This window comes from Streptomyces sp. NPDC002845, assembly GCF_053591955.1.
In genome coordinates, this window is the sequence record NZ_JBSFUU010000001.1 from 24,317 (window position 1) to 42,733 (window position 18,417).

The 18,417-nt window shown below is 68.8% G+C and carries 13 protein-coding genes; 9 read left to right on the forward strand and 4 right to left on the reverse strand.

What is annotated here, in order from left to right; genetic code table 11:
• Positions 1-386 precede the first annotated feature (386 nt).
• A complete protein-coding gene (locus tag ACWD3C_RS00105; protein WP_451138333.1) occupies positions 387-7,865 on the forward strand; it encodes a ricin-type beta-trefoil lectin domain protein in 7,479 nt (2,492 codons plus the stop codon).
• Positions 7,862-8,320, forward strand: a complete 459-nt coding sequence (locus ACWD3C_RS00110; RefSeq protein WP_451138335.1) for a hypothetical protein — start codon at positions 7,862-7,864, stop codon at positions 8,318-8,320. The genes ACWD3C_RS00105 and ACWD3C_RS00110 overlap by 4 nt, the downstream gene beginning before the upstream one ends.
• Positions 8,321-8,732: 412 nt before the next feature.
• Here the strand turns inward: ACWD3C_RS00110 and ACWD3C_RS00115 are convergent, their stop codons facing one another.
• Positions 8,733-9,173 (reverse strand): ATP-binding protein, encoded by a 441-nt coding sequence (locus ACWD3C_RS00115; protein ID WP_451138337.1) that lies wholly within the window; start codon positions 9,171-9,173, stop codon positions 8,733-8,735.
• A 241-nt stretch (positions 9,174-9,414) separates the two neighbouring features.
• On the opposite strand from ACWD3C_RS00115, the gene ACWD3C_RS00120 reads away from it, so the two are divergent.
• Together ACWD3C_RS00120 and ACWD3C_RS00125 are read left to right on the forward strand one after the other, a co-directional pair.
• Entirely contained in the window at positions 9,415-10,266 is an 852-nt protein-coding gene (locus ACWD3C_RS00120; protein ID WP_451138339.1) for a helix-turn-helix domain-containing protein, read from the forward strand.
• 8 nt (positions 10,267-10,274) lie between these two features.
• Complete coding sequence (locus ACWD3C_RS00125; protein ID WP_451138341.1) at positions 10,275-10,493, forward strand: DUF397 domain-containing protein; 219 nt, start codon at positions 10,275-10,277, stop codon at positions 10,491-10,493.
• Positions 10,494-10,807: 314 nt separating this feature from the next.
• On the opposite strand, the gene ACWD3C_RS00130 is transcribed toward ACWD3C_RS00125, so the two are convergent.
• Complete coding sequence (locus ACWD3C_RS00130; RefSeq protein WP_451138742.1) at positions 10,808-11,263, reverse strand: GNAT family N-acetyltransferase; 456 nt, start codon at positions 11,261-11,263, stop codon at positions 10,808-10,810.
• Between the two features lie 349 nt (positions 11,264-11,612).
• On the opposite strand from ACWD3C_RS00130, the gene ACWD3C_RS00135 reads away from it, so the two are divergent.
• A complete protein-coding gene (locus tag ACWD3C_RS00135; protein WP_451138343.1) occupies positions 11,613-12,386 on the forward strand; it encodes a hypothetical protein in 774 nt (257 codons plus the stop codon).
• Positions 12,387-12,468: 82 nt separating this feature from the next.
• Here ACWD3C_RS00135 and ACWD3C_RS00140 read toward each other — a convergent pair whose 3' ends face one another.
• Together ACWD3C_RS00140 and glmS are read right to left on the reverse strand one after the other, a co-directional pair.
• Positions 12,469-12,840 carry a holo-ACP synthase gene (locus ACWD3C_RS00140; protein WP_451138345.1) on the reverse strand — a complete coding sequence of 124 codons (372 nt, stop codon included), beginning with the start codon at positions 12,838-12,840 and terminating at the stop codon, positions 12,469-12,471.
• Positions 12,841-12,874: 34 nt separating this feature from the next.
• Complete coding sequence (glmS, locus tag ACWD3C_RS00145; protein WP_451138347.1) at positions 12,875-14,722, reverse strand: glutamine--fructose-6-phosphate transaminase (isomerizing); 1,848 nt, start codon at positions 14,720-14,722, stop codon at positions 12,875-12,877.
• 264 nt (positions 14,723-14,986) lie between these two features.
• On the opposite strand from glmS, the gene alr reads away from it, so the two are divergent.
• The 4 genes from alr to ACWD3C_RS00165 all read left to right on the forward strand — a co-directional run bounded on the left by alr (position 14,987) and on the right by ACWD3C_RS00165 (position 18,398).
• A complete protein-coding gene (gene alr, locus ACWD3C_RS00150) occupies positions 14,987-16,147 on the forward strand; it encodes an alanine racemase (protein ID WP_451138349.1) in 1,161 nt (386 codons plus the stop codon).
• 139 nt (positions 16,148-16,286) lie between these two features.
• The gene (locus ACWD3C_RS00155; RefSeq protein WP_451138351.1) at positions 16,287-17,528 is read left to right on the forward strand and encodes an alpha/beta fold hydrolase; all 1,242 of its coding nucleotides are present in this window, start codon (positions 16,287-16,289) and stop codon (positions 17,526-17,528) included.
• On the forward strand, positions 17,494-18,027 hold the full coding sequence (gene tsaE / locus ACWD3C_RS00160; RefSeq protein WP_451138353.1) for a tRNA (adenosine(37)-N6)-threonylcarbamoyltransferase complex ATPase subunit type 1 TsaE: 534 nt from the start codon (positions 17,494-17,496) through the stop codon (positions 18,025-18,027). The genes ACWD3C_RS00155 and tsaE overlap by 35 nt, the downstream gene beginning before the upstream one ends.
• Positions 18,028-18,188: 161 nt before the next feature.
• Positions 18,189-18,398, forward strand: a complete 210-nt coding sequence (locus ACWD3C_RS00165; RefSeq protein WP_451138355.1) for a hypothetical protein — start codon at positions 18,189-18,191, stop codon at positions 18,396-18,398.
• The last annotated feature ends 19 nt before the right edge of the window (positions 18,399-18,417 follow it).

The following is an 18,417-nucleotide window of genomic DNA, read 5'->3' on the forward strand; positions in this document are numbered from 1 at the left end:
CAACAAAAAAGCCCGCCCCTCACGGGATTGACGCCCGTTAACGTGCGGAATGGTCGAGCCCACCCCATGAAGGTCAAGTGTAGGAGTTGTGAACACCTTTACCTCATGTCCAATACCTCGCGAATATTGCACAGTGCAATAGATTGGCACGTGAGGTAAATCACCCGACTTGGGTAATTGTTGACTTCCCGTAAAGGCATCCCAGAACATTCAGGCTCATCAATTGCCGGAACTGTGTGCGCGGTCACTCGGAAATCCGCGGGGGTCGGCAGGCGAACGGGTGGGGGGCTACCGCTGTGTCGGGACCGCTGTCATCACTGCTTCCGGAGCCGTCATGGAGCGGCCGGGGGCGGCTGCTGAGCACGCGCTCCGCGCGCCGCAGACGCATGGGATCGCGTCTCGGCGTGATCGCCGCGATCGTCGTGGCCCTGCTCGTGGGCGCGCTCCCCGCCGCCTCGGCCCTGCCGCCGGTCGACGACGACCGCACCGGGGTCGAACTGGAAGACCTGCCCGAGGCCGAGGCAGCCAAAGGGGTGGACGGCGGCAAGAACGGTCAACTGGAGGAGCTGACCACCTCCGCGGTCGAAGACCCCACCGAGTACGAACCCCAGGCGGTCGCCGCACCCGAGGGCGGCACCGCCACCGAGAACCTGGCCGGTCTGGCCCCCGGCGACCTGGTCCGGGTCGGGGAGGGCGCCACGGAACTCCCCGTCGAGGTCGGTGCGCCGGAGGGGGCGACGGCGGAGGAGGCCGCGGCCCTGGAGGGCGACTGGCAGGTCGACCTCCACGACCAGGACGACATCACCGAGGCCGCCGCCATCGAGGTCGCGGGTGTGGCCCTGACCGTCACCCCGCCCGCCGAGGCCACCGGCGACGCGGTGATCGCCCTGGACTACACGGACTTCTCCGAGCTGTACGGCGCCGACTGGGCGGACCGCCTGGAGTTCGTGCAGTACCCGGAATGCTTCCTTGAGACCCCTGACGTCGAGGGCTGCTCCGAGCCGACCGAGGTCCCCACCGACAACGTCGTCGAGCAGACCGGCACCGACAGCGACGGCAACCCGGTCCTGGAGCGGCGCATCCTCGCCACCGTCGACACGGACGTACTGGCCGACGGCGGCACGGCTTCCGCGAGCACGACCGAGCCCGCTTCCTCGTCCGGCGAAGGCACGGTCACCGATGCCGTCTACCGCACGCCGACCGCGACGAGCGGCAGCACCGCCACCCAGGCCGCCGACACGGGCTCCAAACCCCACGTGCTGCTGGCCACCGACTCCGGCAGCGGCTCCAAGGGCGACTTCTCCGCGACCCCGCTGGTGGCCGCCGGGTCCTGGTCGGCCGGCGGCAACTCCGGCGCGTTCACCTACTCGTACCCGCTCCAGACACCGACCGTGCCCGGTGGCCCTTCGCCGAACGTGACCTTCTCCTACAACTCCCAGGTGGTGGACGGCCGTACGTCCGCCACCAACAACCAGGCCTCCTGGATCGGCGACGGCTGGGAGTACAACGCCGGCTCCATCTCCCGTACGTACAAGTCCTGCCGCGACGACGCCACCGACGGCAACAACGCGAGCCGCAAGACCAGCGACCTGTGCTGGGGCTCGGACAACGCCGTGCTCACCCTCGGCGGTACGACGACCGAGCTGGTCAAGAGCGACCAAACGGGTGAGTGGGTCGCCGCGAACGGCGACGGCTCCCGCGTCGAGCTGCTGAAGAACACCGGCCTGGGCAACGGCGACAACGACGGCGAGCACTGGCGCGTCACCACCCGCGACGGCACCCAGTACTTCTTCGGCCGGCACAAGCTCCCCGGCTGGACCGACGGGAACCCCACCACCAACTCCGTGCTCACGGTCCCCGTCGCGGGCAACCAGAGCGGCGAGCCCTGCTATGCCACGGAGTTCAAGAACTCCTTCTGCGCCCAGGCCTGGCGCTGGAACCTCGACTACGTCGTCGACGTCCACGGCAACGCCATGACCCTGTGGTGGGACCGGGAGAGCAACCACTACGCCAAGAACAACGGATACAAAGAGCCCATCTCCTACCACCGCGGCGGCTACCTGAAGAAGATCGACTACGGTCTGCGTACCGGCGCCCTGTTCGCCGCCCCGATCTCCCGGGTCACCTTCGACGTCGCCGAGCGATGCTTCAAGAAGGACGGCGACTGCACCGAGGCCAACTTCACCTCGGGCAACTTCGACCAGAACCGCATCTGGTACGACACCCCGGCCGACCTGCACTGCGCCGCGGCCAAGGAGTGCTACGTCCCCGTCCCCACGTTCTGGTCCCGCAAGCGTCTCTCGCAGGTCACCACCTGGGCCCAGCGCACCGAGGGTTCCACCGACCTGACGCGGGTCGACCGCTGGGGCCTTCAGCAGTCCCTGCCCGCCGACCGCACCGACGAGGGCACCGCCCTGTGGCTGGAGTCCATCACCCGCACCGGCTACACCCCCGACGGCGAGACCACCAAGAAGCTGAACCCGGTGCGGTTCGTCGCCAACACCTCCTCGATGCCCAACCGGGTCGTCCGGGGGGCCAATGACCCCAACCCGAAGTTCGACCGCCTGCGCATCACGCGGGTCGTCAGCGAGTACGGCGGCGAGACCGTCGTCACGTACAAGACCCCGGACTGCAGGACGAACGGCGCCTTCCCGAAGCCCGAGAGCAACAAGAAACCGTGCTTCCCGGTCTACTGGCACCCGGACCCGGACAAGGAGACCATCGACTGGTTCCACAAGTACGTCGTCAAGTCCGTACAGGAGCTGCCGGCTCTGAAGGGCGTGCCCTCGGTCATCACGGAGTACGAGTACCCGGAGAACGGTGCGGCCTGGGCGAAGAACCAGGCCGAGTTCTCCAAGAAGAAGACGCGCACGTACGACCAGTGGCGCGGCTACGCCCTGGTCACCACCTACACGGGTGACGACTCCTCGACCGCGTACATGTCCACCGAGAAGGGCATGACCAAGACCCGCTACTTCCGCGGCATGCACGGCGACCCGCTCCCGGGCGGCGCCACCCGCTCGGTGACGGTCACCGACGCGGCGGGCAACGACATCGCCGTGGACCGGGAGCCGTTCGCCGGCCGCGTCGCCGAGACGTTGACGTACACCTCGGCCGAGGCCGACACCTGGCTGACCCGTACCGTCGACAAGCCGAAGGCCGTGAAGCTGGCCTCCCGTGCCCGCGAGGGCGGCATCCCGGCGCTGAAGGCGTGGCGGGTGCTCACCCCCGACTCGCTGTCCTACAACCGGATCTCCGACAGCGGCACCGTACGCACCCTGCGGACGATCACGGAGTACGAGGACACCTACGGTCTCCCGGTCAAGGTCGAGTCGAAGGGCGACACCGCCAAGTCGAACGACGACACCTGCACGGTCATGTCGTACGTCCACAACACCGGCAAGCACCTGATCGGCCTCGACAAGCAGACCCTGACCACCGCCGGAACCTGCGCGGCGGCGGCCACGGCGAGCGCCGGTGACTGGATCTCCGGTTCGCGTGTGGCGTACGACGGCGGGGCGTACGGCGACACGCCGGCCACCGGGCTGGCCACCACCACCTGGGACATCAGCGGCAACGGCGGCGGCTGGACGAAGAACGGCACGATCGGTTACGACACCATCGGCCGGGTCACCTCCACGACCGACGCGTTGGGCCATGAGGACACCACGGCGTACAGCCCGAGCACGGGCCAGGTGTACGAGGTGGTCACGGCCAACGCCCTGGGCCACAGTGAGTCGACGGTCATCGAGCCGGGCCGGGGTACGGCGCTGAGGGAGAGGGACCCCAACGGCCACACCACCGGGTACGCCTACGACCCGCTGGGTCGCACGAAGTCCGCCTGGGGCAACGCCTCGCGGACGACGTCCGCCGAGCCCGCGGTGAGGTTCACCTACAACACCGTTCTCGGGCAGCCGGTGTCGGTGGTGTCGAGGGTGCTGAAGGACGATGGTTCGTACGACATGAGCACGGTGATCTATGACGGTCTGGGCCGTGAGCGGCAGAAGCAGGACCCGGCGGTCGGTGGGGGCCGGCTGGTCACGGATGTCCTGTACTCCGCCAACGGCACGATCGCGCAGACCAACAACGCGTACTTCCAGACGGGCGAGCCCTCGAAGACCCTGTTCGAGCTGGCCTCGGAGTTCCAGGTGGCCAACGCGACGCTGTACGCGTACGACGGCCTGGGCCGGGTGCTGTCGGAGACGCCGTATCTGGCGGGCGTGGAGAAGCCGGGCAAGGCGACGAGGTACGAGTACGGCTATGACAACTCGACGGTGATCGCCCCGGAGGGTGCGGCGTCGCAGCGCAGTTACACGGATGCGCTGGGCCGGGTGGTGAGGGTGGACACCTTCACGAACGCGGCCCGCACCGAGTCCGGGGCTCTTTCGACGACGTACAGGTACGACGAGCGTGGTGACCAGGTCGGGGCGGAGGACTCCGAGGGCAACGTCTGGTCGTGGGCGTATGACGCGCGGGGCCGGCAGGTGTCGGCGACGGACCCGGACACGGGCACGACGAAGACGGCGTACGACGTGCTGAACCGCCCGGTGACGGTCGAGGACGCCCGTGGGGTGAAGGTGTGGACGGGTTACGACGAGCTGTCGCGCCCGGTCGAGCAGCGCCTGAACGGCTCGGCGGGTGAGCCGCTGACGAAGACGGTGTACGACACGCTGATCGGCGGTGTGGGCCTGCCGGCGTCGACGACCCGGTTCACGGACGGGCTGGCGTACACGACGGAGGTGACCGGCTACACGGCCGGTTACCAGCCGTTGGGCAGGAGGGTGAAGCTGCCGGAGTCGGTGGCGATGTCCTACGGCCTTCAGGCGGTGTACTCCTACGGCTACTCGTACTCGCGGATGGGTCTGCTTCAGTCGATGAGGCTGCCGGGGGTGGGCACGCTGCCTGAGGAGGAGGTGGTGGTCCGCTACAACGAGGACGGACTGCCGATCACGACCTCGGGCGCCGACTGGTACACGGCCCAGACGTCGTACTCGCCGTACGGGGAAGTCCTGCGCACCGCGAGCGGGGAGCAGCCGCACCGGGTGTGGACGACGAACCTGTTCGACGAGACGACCGGTGAGCTAACGCAGTCGATTGTCGACCGTGAGTCGGTGAGCGACACGACGGCGGTGACCGGTCACCGGGTCAGTCGGCGGTCGTATACCTATGACCTGGCGGGCAATGTCACCTCGGTCGCGGACCGGGTGGACGGTGTGACGGACCGGCAGTGCTTCACCTATGACGCGCTGGGGCAGCTGACCGAGGCGTGGACGGCGTCGGCGGGCGCGTGCGCGGCGGTCGGCAAGACGGTGGCGGCACCTTCGTATGCGGACGGCACGGTGAATGTGACGGCGGCGGGTGCGGGTTACTGGCAGTCGTACACGTATGACGCGCTGGGCAACCGGACGAAGCTGGTCGAGCACGACCCGGGCCTGGATGCGTCGAAGGACGCGACGACGGCGTACTCCTACGGTGCGTCGGACGGCTCGCAGCCGCACACGCTGACGGGCATGTCGCATACGTCTGCGACTGAGGCGGGGGCGCAGGTCACCACGGCGTCCACGGCGGGCTACGACGCCGCCGGTCAGACCACGGCGCGTTCGGCCGACGGGGACGAGCAGGCGTTGTCGTGGACGTGGGACGGCCAGGTCGAGACCGTCACCGGGTTCGGCGAGAACGGGGCCGGGGCGTGGGTGGGCCCGGGCGGCAAGTGCCTGGACCTGAACAAGGCGGACACCACACCGGGCACACCGGTGCAGCTGTTCGCGTGCAACGGTTCGAAGGCGCAGAAGTTCCGTATCGATCCGGTGGCGGGTTCGTCGGATCCGTCGACGGGTGCGCTGAAGATCCTCGGCATGTGCGTCGTGCCGTCCGGCGGCGCTACGGCGGACGGCACGCCGGTGACGATCGCCGACTGCACCGGGGAGGCCGGCCAGCGGTGGACGGCCACCGCCGAGGGGACGCTCAAGCATGTGGCGTCGGGGCGGTGCCTGGCCGTGCCGGGCTCCGGCACGGCGGACAGCACGGGCCTGCAACTGGCCGCCTGCACGGGCGGCGAGCGGCAGTCGTGGGTGCCCGACACGCAGACCCGGTACGTCTACGACGGCACCGGTGCCCGCCTGATGGCGGTGTCCGCCTCGGAGCGGACGCTGTACCTGGGCGAGGCCACCATCGCCGTCAACGCGGCCGGAGCGCCCGCCTACACCGAGCGCTACTACAGCCAGCCCGGCGCCCCCACCGTCATGCGCCACACCAACGCCACCGGCACACCCGAACTGTCCGTCCAGGTGGCCGACCACAACGGCACCGCGTACGCGAACGTGACACTGGCGCCGGGCAACAAGGTCAAGTTCTCGAAGACGGACCCGTTCGGCAACGAACGCACCGAGCACACCAACTGGCGCTCCCACCGCAGTTACGTGGGAGGCGACGACGACACCGCGCACGGCCTGGTCCACCTGGGGGCACGCGAGTACGACCCGGCCACGGGCCGGTTCCTGTCAGCCGACCCGCTGCTGGACCTCACCGACCTGCTGTCCCTGAACGGATACGCCTACGCCAACAACAGCCCGCTGACCTACTCCGACGCCAGCGGCCTGAAGCCGATCATCACCGCCGACGGCAACGACGACCAGTACCTCAGAGACAACGACGCCTCGTGGACCGGGGGCAGCTCGGGCGGGTGGACGTTCCACGACCGTGACACCGCGACCGTCACCAAGGGCTCGGTCCGCACCACGACCACCATCATCCGCAGCATCGGCGGCGGCATCAACCGCACCAGCATTACCACCAGCGCCGAGAAATTCCAGTGCACCAGCCAGAAGCACAGCAGCGGCTGCTCATGGCAGCCGACAACCCAGGTAGACCCCGAAGCACTCCACAGATCCCTGGACACGCTGGGCTTCACACCCGGCCTCGGCGCGGCCGCGGACGTCGGCAACGCCCTCGCCTACGCCACCGAAGGCAACTGGAGCGAGGCCGGCTGGAGCCTCATCGCCCTGATCCCCGCCGCCGGGGACTTCATCGCCGCGACACGCAAGGGCAAGGGACTCATCACCTGGCTCTTCGGCAAAGGCGCCAGCACCTGCAAGAAGAACGACAACAGTTTCCCCCCGGGCACGCTGGTCCTGATGGCCGACGGCACCACCAAACCCATCGAGGACATCCGCAACGGCGACCACATCCTGGCCACCGACCCCGAAACCGGCGAAACCAGCACCGAAACCGTCACCGCCGAAATCACCGGCAACGGCACCAAACACCTCGTCAAAATCACCATCAGCACGAGTAGCGACAACGGAAAGAGCAAGGAGACGGCCGAGGTCACCGCCACCGACGGACACCCCTTCTGGGTCCCCGAACTCGACGAATGGATCGACGCCACCAACCTCACCACCGGCCAGTGGCTCCAAACCGGCACCGGCACCCACGTCCAGATCACCGCCATCCGGCGATGGACATCCCAGGCGACGACGGTCCACAACCTCACCATCAGCGACCACCACACCTACTATGTACTCGCTGGGCAGACACCGGTTCTGGTGCACAACTGCGGCGGACGTGTGAAGTCGGCTGACTGGCATCATATTTTTAACCGTCATTCAGCAAGCAGTCGCCACCCCGGCAAGAGTAAGTTCATGACGGACAACACCAGTACGATTCGGAGCCAGGTGGAGGAAGCCCTGAAGTATGGGACCCGGAAGCCCAATGGCCTAAAGGGTGGACATCTCCATGAGTACGACTTCGGAAAGACCGTAGGATACGATCGGAACGGTAAGTCCCTTACGGGAGTCCGAGTGGTTGTTCGCGGCAAGAGTATCGTGACTGCTTTTCCGATCAAGATGGGGAGCGACGCTCCGTGATAATTGCAAGCTATGTCCTGTCAGATGATCCTGTTGTGCTGCGTGAGCAGAAGCGGATAAATCTCGGGAAAGCCGACCTGGTGGACCTGTGCTACTCGTGCTTCGGCGGCGACCTGAAGCTCAGGGTGGGTGATGCCGACTTCAGCATCATGACAGGGGGTGGCGTGCAGATCCTCGACTTCGCCGTGGAGTTCTTCACGGCTGGCCGTACAATAGCGTCGGGCGAAAGCGGTCGAATTGCATTCGCTGGGATGGCTGACGAGATCCACCTGCGCCCGTCCTGCGGTTCAGTCAGGGTGAGCTGCAACTATACAGACGACAGCGCGGAGATCCTCGTAGAGGAGTTTGTCGCCGCCAGTCGCAGTTTCCTTTCGAAGGTTCTCGTGGATCTGGAAACTAGGTATCCGGCCCTTAAGGGGAACAAGAGCATCAAGAATGTGCACTCCTGGGTTTGAGGCCCTTGCTGTGAATCCGTAGAGATTCCGGTCCATTGCCGTAAGTGCAACATATGGTGACGGTCGCACCGTCTTCGACGATGCTTTGGATTTGGCGATTTACGCAGACCGCCCCTTGGTGTGCCTGCATTCCGAGCCGGGACTTTATCCATGACCCCGGTGAATCTCGATAGTAAATCGTGGCTCCGTCGGGTACGAGCGCGGCGGAGCCGCAAGGGCCGGGCGGTACGCCGAGGGCCTTGGCCAGGGTCCTCGGCGGTGAGGCGGGCGACGAGGGACGCCCGCCTCTGCGATCCCCAGTGGGCAGCAGTAACTCACCCAGGAGGTAGGTGCTCGGTCAGCCTGGCGGTGCGCCGCAGTGACGCCTCGAACCAGTCGGTCTCGGCCACGTCGATACCGGGCCTGGTGATGCTCACGCCGGGCAGCCTACGACTGTCCCGACAGTGGCCAGCTCGCACCATACGTACTTGCCGCGGTGGCCCTGTCGGGTCAGTGGCTGCCAGCCCCATGCGTCGGCGCAGGCTCGGATCAGTGCCATTCCCCTGCCGTCCTCCAGGTCGGTGACCTGGTCGAATGGCTGTGGTGGTTCGGGTGGTTCGGGGTCGGCGTCCCAGGTGTCGATGCGCAGGACGTCGGCCGACCAGCGCACGTGCAGGGCGGCGGGGCCTCTGGTGTGGCGTACGGCGTTGCTCACCAGCTCTGCTGCGAGGAGTTCGGCGATGTCGACGAGGTGGATCAGGCCGTGCAGGGTGAGGATCAGGCGGAGGGTACGGCGGCTGACGGTGACGGCGCGCAGGTCGTTGGGGATGGAGAGGGAGTACTCCCAGGAGTCGGGGGCTTCGGTTTCGGGCATGCGTGAACTCCTGTCGGGTGAGTGAAAGGGGAGTCGGGGATGCGCGGCGGTGGCGGGCGGTGGCAGTGCCGCAGCCGTCATGGCAGGACGGAGTGGTGCGCTTCCGGGGCTCCCGGCGTTCCGCAGCGTGTGCGTCGCATCACCGACGGTAGACCTAAGATTTCATCTATGGCAAGCCGCTCGCGTAATCTGACCCTCGAACGAGTCGCGCCCACAGGCGCGTTGAGCCAAGGAGCGGTCGATGACCTTGAGGCGCGAACCCACAGCACGTCAGATGCGCCTGGCGGTGGAGCTGCGCAGACTCCGCGATGCCGCAGGACTCACCGCCCGTGAGGCGGCAGCGCTGCTCGGAGTGAGTTCCGTTCAGATCAGCCACATCGAGTCCGGCCTCACAGGCGTGAGCGAGAAGCGGCTGCGACGCCTTGCGTCCCACTATGCGTGCACAGACAGCGCTTTCACCGACGCGTTGGTCGCAACGGCCACCGACCGGACGCGCGGCTGGTGGGAGGAGTACCGAGGGTCACTCCCTACGCCGTTCCTCGACCTCGCCGAGCTGGAACACCACGCCACGTTCCTGCGAGAGGTCCAGTTCCTGTACATCCCCGGCCCGCTTCAGACGGGGGACTACGCCCGCGCCGTCTTCTCCTACCGGGTACCTGAACTCCCCGACGAGGAGATTGAGTTGCGTGTCCGCCACCGGATGCAACGCAAGGTGATCCTCGACGGCCCCGCTCCCACTCCCTACGAAGCGGTCATCCACGAGGCGGCACTCCGCATCATGGTCTGCGACCGCGCCGCCTCACGAACTCAACTCGCCCTCCTCCTCGAACTCTCCGAGAGGGAACACGTCACCGTACGCGTCATCCCCTTCGAACTGGAGGGGTTCGCCGGCGCCGCGAGTGCCATGACGTACGCGGGCGGCTCCGTCCCCAAGCTGGACACCGTGGTACGCGATGCACCTCACGGCACGGCCTTCATCGACTCCGAAGCCCAGCTCGGCGCCTTTCGAACGCTCTTCCGTAAAGTGGAGGCTGTGTCGCTCGGCCCCGAAGGGTCGCGCGACTTCATCCACAGGTTGACGAAAGAGCTGTGAGGCACCCCATGGACACCCCCGACAACTGGCGGAAGTCGTCCCACTCGGGCCCTGGCGACGGCAATTCCTGCGTGGAAATCGCAAACAACCGCGCCCGAGTAGGCATACGCGACTCCAAGGACCCCGCCTCCGGCACCCTCACCTTCCCAACTGGAGCCTTCTCCCCCTTCGTCGAGGCCCTGAAGACCCACTCCACCGGAACCGGCTTCGACAGGTTGCGCGGCTGATCCACCTCAATTGCCCCGCACCGTCGCCGATTCACACACAAAGACCTGCAACGGCACCGTCGCCACCAGGGGCTGAAGCAGCGTCGGAGCCGCCGGGACCCGGATGAGATGGCCCGATGGGCCCCGCGCGCGGACCTGTTTGGGCACGGAATGGGTGAACTGGCTGACTTCACTGAGCTGTTGACGTTCGAGCCGGTCACCAACGATTGCCCGGGTGACGGTGGACCTCTCCACGCCGTACAACTCGGCTAGCGCGGCCTGAGGGAGCTGAGCCCCCCACGGATGGCGCACCCCGCAAACGCCCGCTGCCTTCTTCACGTGCAGCAGGCGCCCGCACCCGGGAGTCGCACCATGTAGATGTCGATCGGGTCCTGAACCTCCACAGTGAACCCGTGGCGCTCGTATAGACGTCGGGCGGCGCTGCCCTGCAGGACGTTCAGGCGGACGAGCGCGCCGTCGGCGTCGGTCCGGTTCAGCAGTGTTCGTAGGACGGCGGAACCGAGCCCGCGGCTCTGGACATCTGGGGCGAGATAGAAGTGCTCCAGCCATTGCCCGTCCTCGGACGGCCGCAGTGTGACGCAGCCCGCGAAGGTGTCATCGGTCAGGATGACCGAGGTGTGCTGCGGGGAGAAGGAGTCCCGTAGTCGTTGCCGGACCCGGTGTTCGTCGAATCGGCCCAAGCGCTCCAGGTCCGGGCGCATCACCAGGGCCCGCAACTCCGCGATCGCCTCGACGTCTGCCGGCTTCGCGGGGCGGAGGGCCCATTCCATGGGCCGGTCCGACTTGAGGCCCGGCGCCGTCCGGCCCGCCTCTGTCCCGCCCGCCTTTGTACTCGCATCCACGGCCGGATTATGGCAGCCGACTGCTGTGACGACGTGCGCGGCAAGATTGGTCATCGGCCGCGGGCGAGCAGTCCTTGGACATCATGATCACGTAGAAGCCACGATCGCGTGTCGGTTGGTCTTGGCTGGTCGACCGGCTGGAGAGCGGTTTCCTAAGGTGGCCGGGCGGTCGTCGTGATCGCCGCGGTCCGTGAGGTCCGGGTGCCGGGGGATATGGATGCTGCCGTGTGCCTTTGCGCGGGCCGTGTCATCCCTTCAGTCAGGAAGACGCTCACTCATGAGAGCCACCGTCATACGTCGTACCTCTGTTGCCGCCGCCGTGGCTGCCTTCGCTGTGCTGGTGACGGCCTGCGGGGGCTCGGACTCGGAAGGCGGTGACGGGAGCGGCGAGGCCACGGCTGCGGCCGAGCAGAGCGCACCCTCCGAGTCGGCGGTGGAGCCGCTGACGGCTGCCGAGTTGGAGAAGGCGGCGCTGGTCCAGGGGGACGTGGAGAAGTACACGATCTCCGAGCCCGGCAAGGGCCAGGTGCCCTCCCAGGACGATGTGACTACGGACAGCGAGGAGTGCTCGCCGCTGGCGCAGTCGCTGGTCGGCGCGACGGTCGCGGACCCGGCGGCCACCGTGTACCGCCAGGCGATCTCGGGGCTCGACGGCAGCGACACCTCGGTCGATGCCGCGCTCAACGTCACGACCACCTTGGTCCCGCTCTCCTCCTACGCCGACGCCGATGCCGCCGGGGCGGCGCTGAAGTCCCTCGATGACGCGGTCGGCGAATGCGCGGGCGGTTTCGAGGGCACCGCGGCAGGTGTGCCGCAGAAGATCACCGAGGTGGCGCAGGACAGTGCCGCCCCCGAGGGGTGGGACGAGGCGTTGGCCGTCAAGGTGAAGGTCGAACAGGACGGCGAGCCGGGTTCGTTGAAGCTCGTGGTCGTCCGCAAGGGTGCCTCGCTCGCGTCCTTCATTGCGTTCAACGCCGCCGCCGTGGTCTCCGGGGACGACTTCGACTTCCCCACCGAGCTCGTCGACGCCCAGCTCGCCAAGCTCGGCTGAGGGGCCTCGGAACGGCTGTCCGGCCCGGTTCCCGCATGGCTGCCGTGCGGGAACCGGGGCCTCCGACCCTTTGCCTGCTCTCCTACCCCTCCGCCACCACGACCGCCGAAGCCACCCCCGCGTCATGGCTCAGTGAGATGTGCCAGGACGCCACGCCCAGTTCGGCGGCGCGAGCCGCCACCGTGCCCCTCACCCGCAGGCGCGGCTGCCCGCTGTCCTCGACGTAGACCTCCGCGTCCGTCCAGTGCAGGCCCGGCGGGGCGCCCAGGGCCTTGGCGAGGGCCTCCTTCGCCGCGAAGCGGGCCGCCAGTGACGCGATGCCTCGGCGTTCGCCGCTGGGGAGGAGTAGTTCGCTCTCCAGAAACAGGCGTTCGGCCATGCCGGGTGTGCGTTCCATGGACGCCGCGAACCGGTCGATCTCGGCCACGTCGATGCCGACTCCGATGATGCTCATGGGGAGCACCCTATGGACCGGGCGCGGGGGCACCTCACTCCACCGTCACCGACTTCGCCAGGTTCCGCGGCTGGTCCACCTCGTTGCCCCGGGCCGTCGCCAGCTCGCAGGCGAAGACCTGCAAGGGGACCGTCGCCACCAGCGGCTGGAGGAGCGTCGGCGTCACCGGGATGCGGACGAGATGGTCGGCGTACGGGACGACCGCCTCGTCGCCCTCCTCCGCGATCACGATCGTGCGGGCGCCCCGCGCGCGGATCTCCTGGATGTTGGACACGATCTTGTCGTGCAGGACCGAGCGGCCGCGGGGCGACGGGACCACGATCACCACCGGGAGGTCCTCCTCGATCAGGGCGATGGGGCCGTGTTTCAGTTCGCCGGCGGCAAAGCCCTCCGCGTGCATGTAGGCGAGTTCCTTGAGCTTGAGGGCGCCTTCCAGGGCTACGGGGTAGCCCACGTGACGGCCGAGGAACAGCACCGTGTTCTTGTCGGCGAGCGTGCGTGCCAGCTCCCGTACCGGCTCCATGGTCTCCAGGACCCGCTCCACCTCGTGGGAGATGCGGGCGAGGTCCCGGATCACCGCCTGGATCTCGTCGCCCCACGTGGTGCCGCGGACCTGGCCCAGGTAGAGCGCCACCAGGTAGCAGGCCACCAGCTGGGTCAGGAAGGCCTTGGTGGACGCCACGGCGACCTCGGGCCCCGCGTGCGTGTACAACACCGCGTCCGACTCGCGGGGGATCGTCGAGCCGTTGGTGTTGCAGATCGCCAGGACCTTGGAGCCCTGTTCGCGGGCGTGCCGCAGTGCCATCAGGGTGTCCATGGTCTCGCCGGACTGGGAGATGGCGATGACAAGGGTGCGCGGGTCGAGGATCGGGTCCCGGTAGCGGAACTCGCTCGCCAGCTCCACCTCGCACGGGACGCGGGTCCAGTGCTCGATGGCGTACTTGGCGATCAGGCCGGCGTGGAAGGCCGTACCGCAGGCCACGATGACGACCTTGTCCATCTCGCGCAGCTCGGCCGTGCTGATCCGGACCTCGTCGAGCGTCAGCGAGCCGGACGCGTCGATGCGGCCCAGCAACGTATCGGCGACCGCCTTGGGCTGCTCGGCGATCTCCTTGAGCATGAAGTAGTCATAGCCCCCCTTTTCCGCCGCCGACGCGTCCCAGTCGACGTGGTACGACCGCACGTCGGCGGGCCTGCCGTCGAAGCCCGTCACCGTCACGCCGTCCCTGCGCAGCTCCACCACCTGGTCCTGACCCAGCTCGATCGCCGACCGCGTGTGGGCGATGAACGCGGCGACGTCCGAGGCGAGAAAGGCCTCGCCCTCTCCAACGCCCACCACCAGCGGCGAGTTCCGCCGCGCGCCCACCACCACGTCCGGCTCGTCCGCGTGCACCGCGACCAGCGTGAACGCGCCCTCCAGACGGCGGCAGACCAGGCGCATCGCCTCGGCCGGGTCGGCGCATGAGGAGAACTCCTCGGCCAGCAGATGCGCGACCACCTCGGTGTCCGTCTCGGAGGCCAGATCGTGGCCGCGCTCGGTCAGCTCGGCCCGCAGACAGGCGAAGTTCTCGATGATGCCGTTGTGGACGACGGCCACGCGGCCCGCGTTGTCGAGGTGCGGGTGGGCGTTGGCGTCCGTGGGCCCGCCGTGGGTGGCCCAACGGGTGTGGCCGATGCCGGTCGACCCGGTCGGCAGGGGGTGCTCGACCAGCTCCTTCTCCAGGTTGACCAGCTTCCCGGCCTTCCTGGCGGCGGCCAGGCCTCCATCGGCCAGTACGGCCACGCCCGCCGAGTCGTAGCCCCGGTACTCCAGCCGCTTCAGACCGGCCACCACGACGTCGAGCGCCGACTGCGGCCCCACATATCCCACGATTCCGCACATGAGCGGCAGCCTACGGTCCGATGCCCGCCGGAAACTCGTACCGCGTGCCCGAAATCGGAAATTCCCGCGGTCTGCCGGACGCGGTCTGCCGTCTGCCGGACCGCGTACGGCAGACCGCGGCCACGGGCACGGGCAGCAGCCATGGGCACGGGCATCGGGCACGGCCACGAGCACGGCCCTCGTCGGCGAGTTGCCGAGTGGCGACCGCACTGACCGCACTGACCGCACCGGGCCCTGTCAGCCCCCTCTGAGACACTGGGCGCGATGACTGAGACAGCACCACCGCGGAGCGCCCCCCTGCGCGCCCGTGCCGAGATCGACCTGGCCGCGCTGCGGGCCAATGTGCGGACCCTGCGCGCCCTGGCGCCCGGGGCCGCGCTGATGGCCGTCGTGAAGTCGGACGCGTACGGCCACGGGGCGGTGCCGTGTGCCCGGGCGGCGGTCGAGGCGGGTGCGACCTGGCTGGGGACGGCCACGCCGGAGGAGGCGCTGGCGCTGCGGGCGGCCGGGCTGGACGGGCGCATCATGTGCTGGCTCTGGACGCCCGGCGGGCCCTGGCGGGAGGCCGTCGAGGCCGGTCTCGACGTGTCGGTCAGCGGGGCGTGGGCCCTGAAGGAGGTCACCGAGGCGGCCGCGCAAGCGGGTGCACGCGCGCGTGTGCAGCTCAAGGCCGACACCGGACTCGGGCGGAACGGATGCCAGCCGGACGACTGGGCGGACCTCGTCGCCGGGGCGTTGCGGGCGGAAGCCGACGGGCTGATCGGCGTCACCGGGCTCTGGTCGCACTTCGCGTGCGCCGACGAGCCGGGCCATCCGTCCGTCCAGGCGCAGCTGGCGCGTTTCCGGGAGATGATGGCGTACGCCGAGGAACGGGGCGTACGGCCGGAGGTACGGCACATCGCCAACTCGCCCGCCACCCTGACGCTTCCCGAAGCCCACTTCGACCTCGTACGGACCGGGATCGCGATCTACGGGATCTCGCCCAGCCCGGAGCTGGGCAGTCCGGCCGACTTCGGGCTGCGGCCGGTGATGACGCTGAGCGCGGCGCTGGCGCTGGTGAAGCACGTCGCGGGGGGCCACGGCGTCAGCTACGGGCACCACTACACCACGCCCGGCGCCACGACCCTCGGCCTCGTGCCCGTCGGATACGCGGACGGCATCCCCCGCCATGCCTCCGGCACCGGACCCGTGCTCGTCGGCGGCAAGTGGCGGACGGTCGCGGGGCGGGTCGCCATGGACCAGTTCGTGGTCGACCTCGGCGGGGACGAGCCGTCTCCGGGAGAGGAGGCGGTGCTCTTCGGTCCCGGTGACCGGGGCGAGCCCACCGCCGAGGACTGGGCGCAGGCGGCCGGGACCATCGCGTACGAAATCGTGACCCGGATCGGAACCCGTGTTCCCCGCGTCTACGTGGATGACAGTGGATGACGAGACCTCCAGATGACGACGTCGGATGCCGACGTCCGGGTGAAGAACGAGCAAGACGGGAAACCCCGCACAAGACGGGAAACCACGCAGGGGTAAGCCGGTATGGACAAGCCGTTGAGGCACAGGTGAGGAGCGGGACGTGAGCGAGAGCAGCGCGGAGGCCGCCGAGGCCGTCGCGAGCGCGGCCTCGGCCGCCTCCGCCGCCGGGAACTGGCGCCGGGCCGGTGTCGTGGGCGCCGCGATAGGCGTGGTCGCCGCGGGCGCCGCCGCCGGTGTCGCCATCGAGCGGCTCACCGTGGGCCGCGGCATGCGCCAGAAGGCCCGGCTCGCGCTGGACTCGGCGGGACCGTACGGGGCGGTGCGCGGCACGCCAGGCACGGCGTACGCGGACGACGGCACCGAGCTGTACTACGAGGTCGACGAGGCCGACCCGGAGGCCGCGCTGACCACCAGGCGCCGCCGGCTCTTCGGCCGCAAGGCCCCGGCCCCCGTCACCGTCGTCTTCAGCCACGGCTACTGCCTGAACCAGGACTCCTGGCACTTCCAGCGGGCCGCGCTGCGCGGAGTCGTCCGGACCGTGCACTGGGACCAGCGCAGCCACGGCCGCTCCGCGCGCGGGGCGGGCCAGGTACAGGGCCAGAAGCCGGTCTCCATAGACCAGCTGGGACGCGACCTGAAGGCCGTCATCGACGCGGCAGTGCCGGAAGGGCCCATCGTGCTCGTCGGGCACTCCATGGGCGGCATGACGGTGATGGCGCTGGCCGACCACTACCCCGAGCTGATCCGCGACCGGGTCGTCGCCGTCGCCCTGGTCGGCACCTCGTCGGGAGGGCTCGGCGAGGTCAACTTCGGGCTGCCGGTCGCGGGCGTCAACGCCGTACGGCGCTTTCTGCCGGGTGTGCTGAAGGCGCTGGGCCAGCAGGCCGAGCTGGTGGAGCGCGGGCGGCGGGCCACGGCCGACCTGTTCGCCGGGATCATCAAGCGGTACTCGTTCGCGACCCGGGACGTCGACCCGGCGGTCACGCGGTTCGCCGAGCGGATGATCGAGGGCACGCCGATCGACGTGGTCGCCGAGTTCTACCCGGCGTTCACCGAGCATGACAAGACGGAGGCCCTGGCGCACTTCGCCGACCTGCCGGTGCTCGTCCTCGCCGGGGTCCAGGACCTCGTCACCCCGAGCGAGCACAGCGAGGCCATCGCCGACCTGCTGCCGGAGGCCGAGCTGGTGCTCGTGCCGGACGCCGGGCACCTGGTGATCCTGGAGCATCCCGAGGTCGTCATAGACCGCCTCGCCGACCTCCTCACGCGCGCGGGTGCCGTCCCGGCAGGGGCTACCGTAAGTGGTTATGGAAGCACCAGCAGCACCGCACGACCCGGCTGAGGCCCCCATGTCGCAGGCCACCGTCCAGCTCACCGTCAACTCCCCCGACCAGATGCGGGAGCTGGGCCGCCGCCTGGCCAAGCTGCTCCGCGCCGGCGACCTCGTGATGCTCGACGGAGAGCTCGGCGCGGGCAAGACGACGCTGACCCGCGGGCTCGGCGAGGGGCTCGGGGTACGGGGCGCGGTCACCTCTCCGACCTTCGTCATCGCGCGCGTGCACCCCTCCCTCGGGGACGGGCCGCCCCTGGTCCACGTCGACGCGTACCGCCTGGGCGGCGGGCTCGACGAGATGGAGGACCTGGACCTCGACGTGTCACTGCCCGACTCGGTGATCGTCGTGGAGTGGGGCGAGGGCAAGGTCGAGGAGCTGACGGACGACCGGCTGCACGTCGTCATCCACCGGGCGGTCGGCGACACCACCGACGAGGTACGGCATGTGACGGTGACCGGGCTCGGGGAGCGGTGGGCCGCGGTGGATCTGAGTGTGCTCTCCGCCTGAGGGCCGGCTTTGAGCTCTGACCTTCGTGAACGTTCCGAGAAGACGTTCCGACAATACGTCGGCAAAATGTTGCGCCGGGTGTCCCGGCCGTGGTCACATGGTATCCAGTCCGTAGTTAGGTCTACCTAACTACGCCCGCCCCCAGGTCCCAGGAGGCGTCCATGTCGGCTTCGGAACACCACTCGGAGAACCGGTCGGAGCACCGTTCCGAGAACAGCGGGGTGCAGCAGCGGCAGCCGTACGCGGTCGCCGGGGTGTCCATGCGTGACCTGCTCGCCTCGTGCGCGGCGGCGGACGCCATCTCCACACCGCCGCGGGCGCCGGAGCCGCGGACGCCGGAACCGGTCGTAGAACACCGCGAAGCCGCGTAGCCACGGCTGTCGCCGCTGT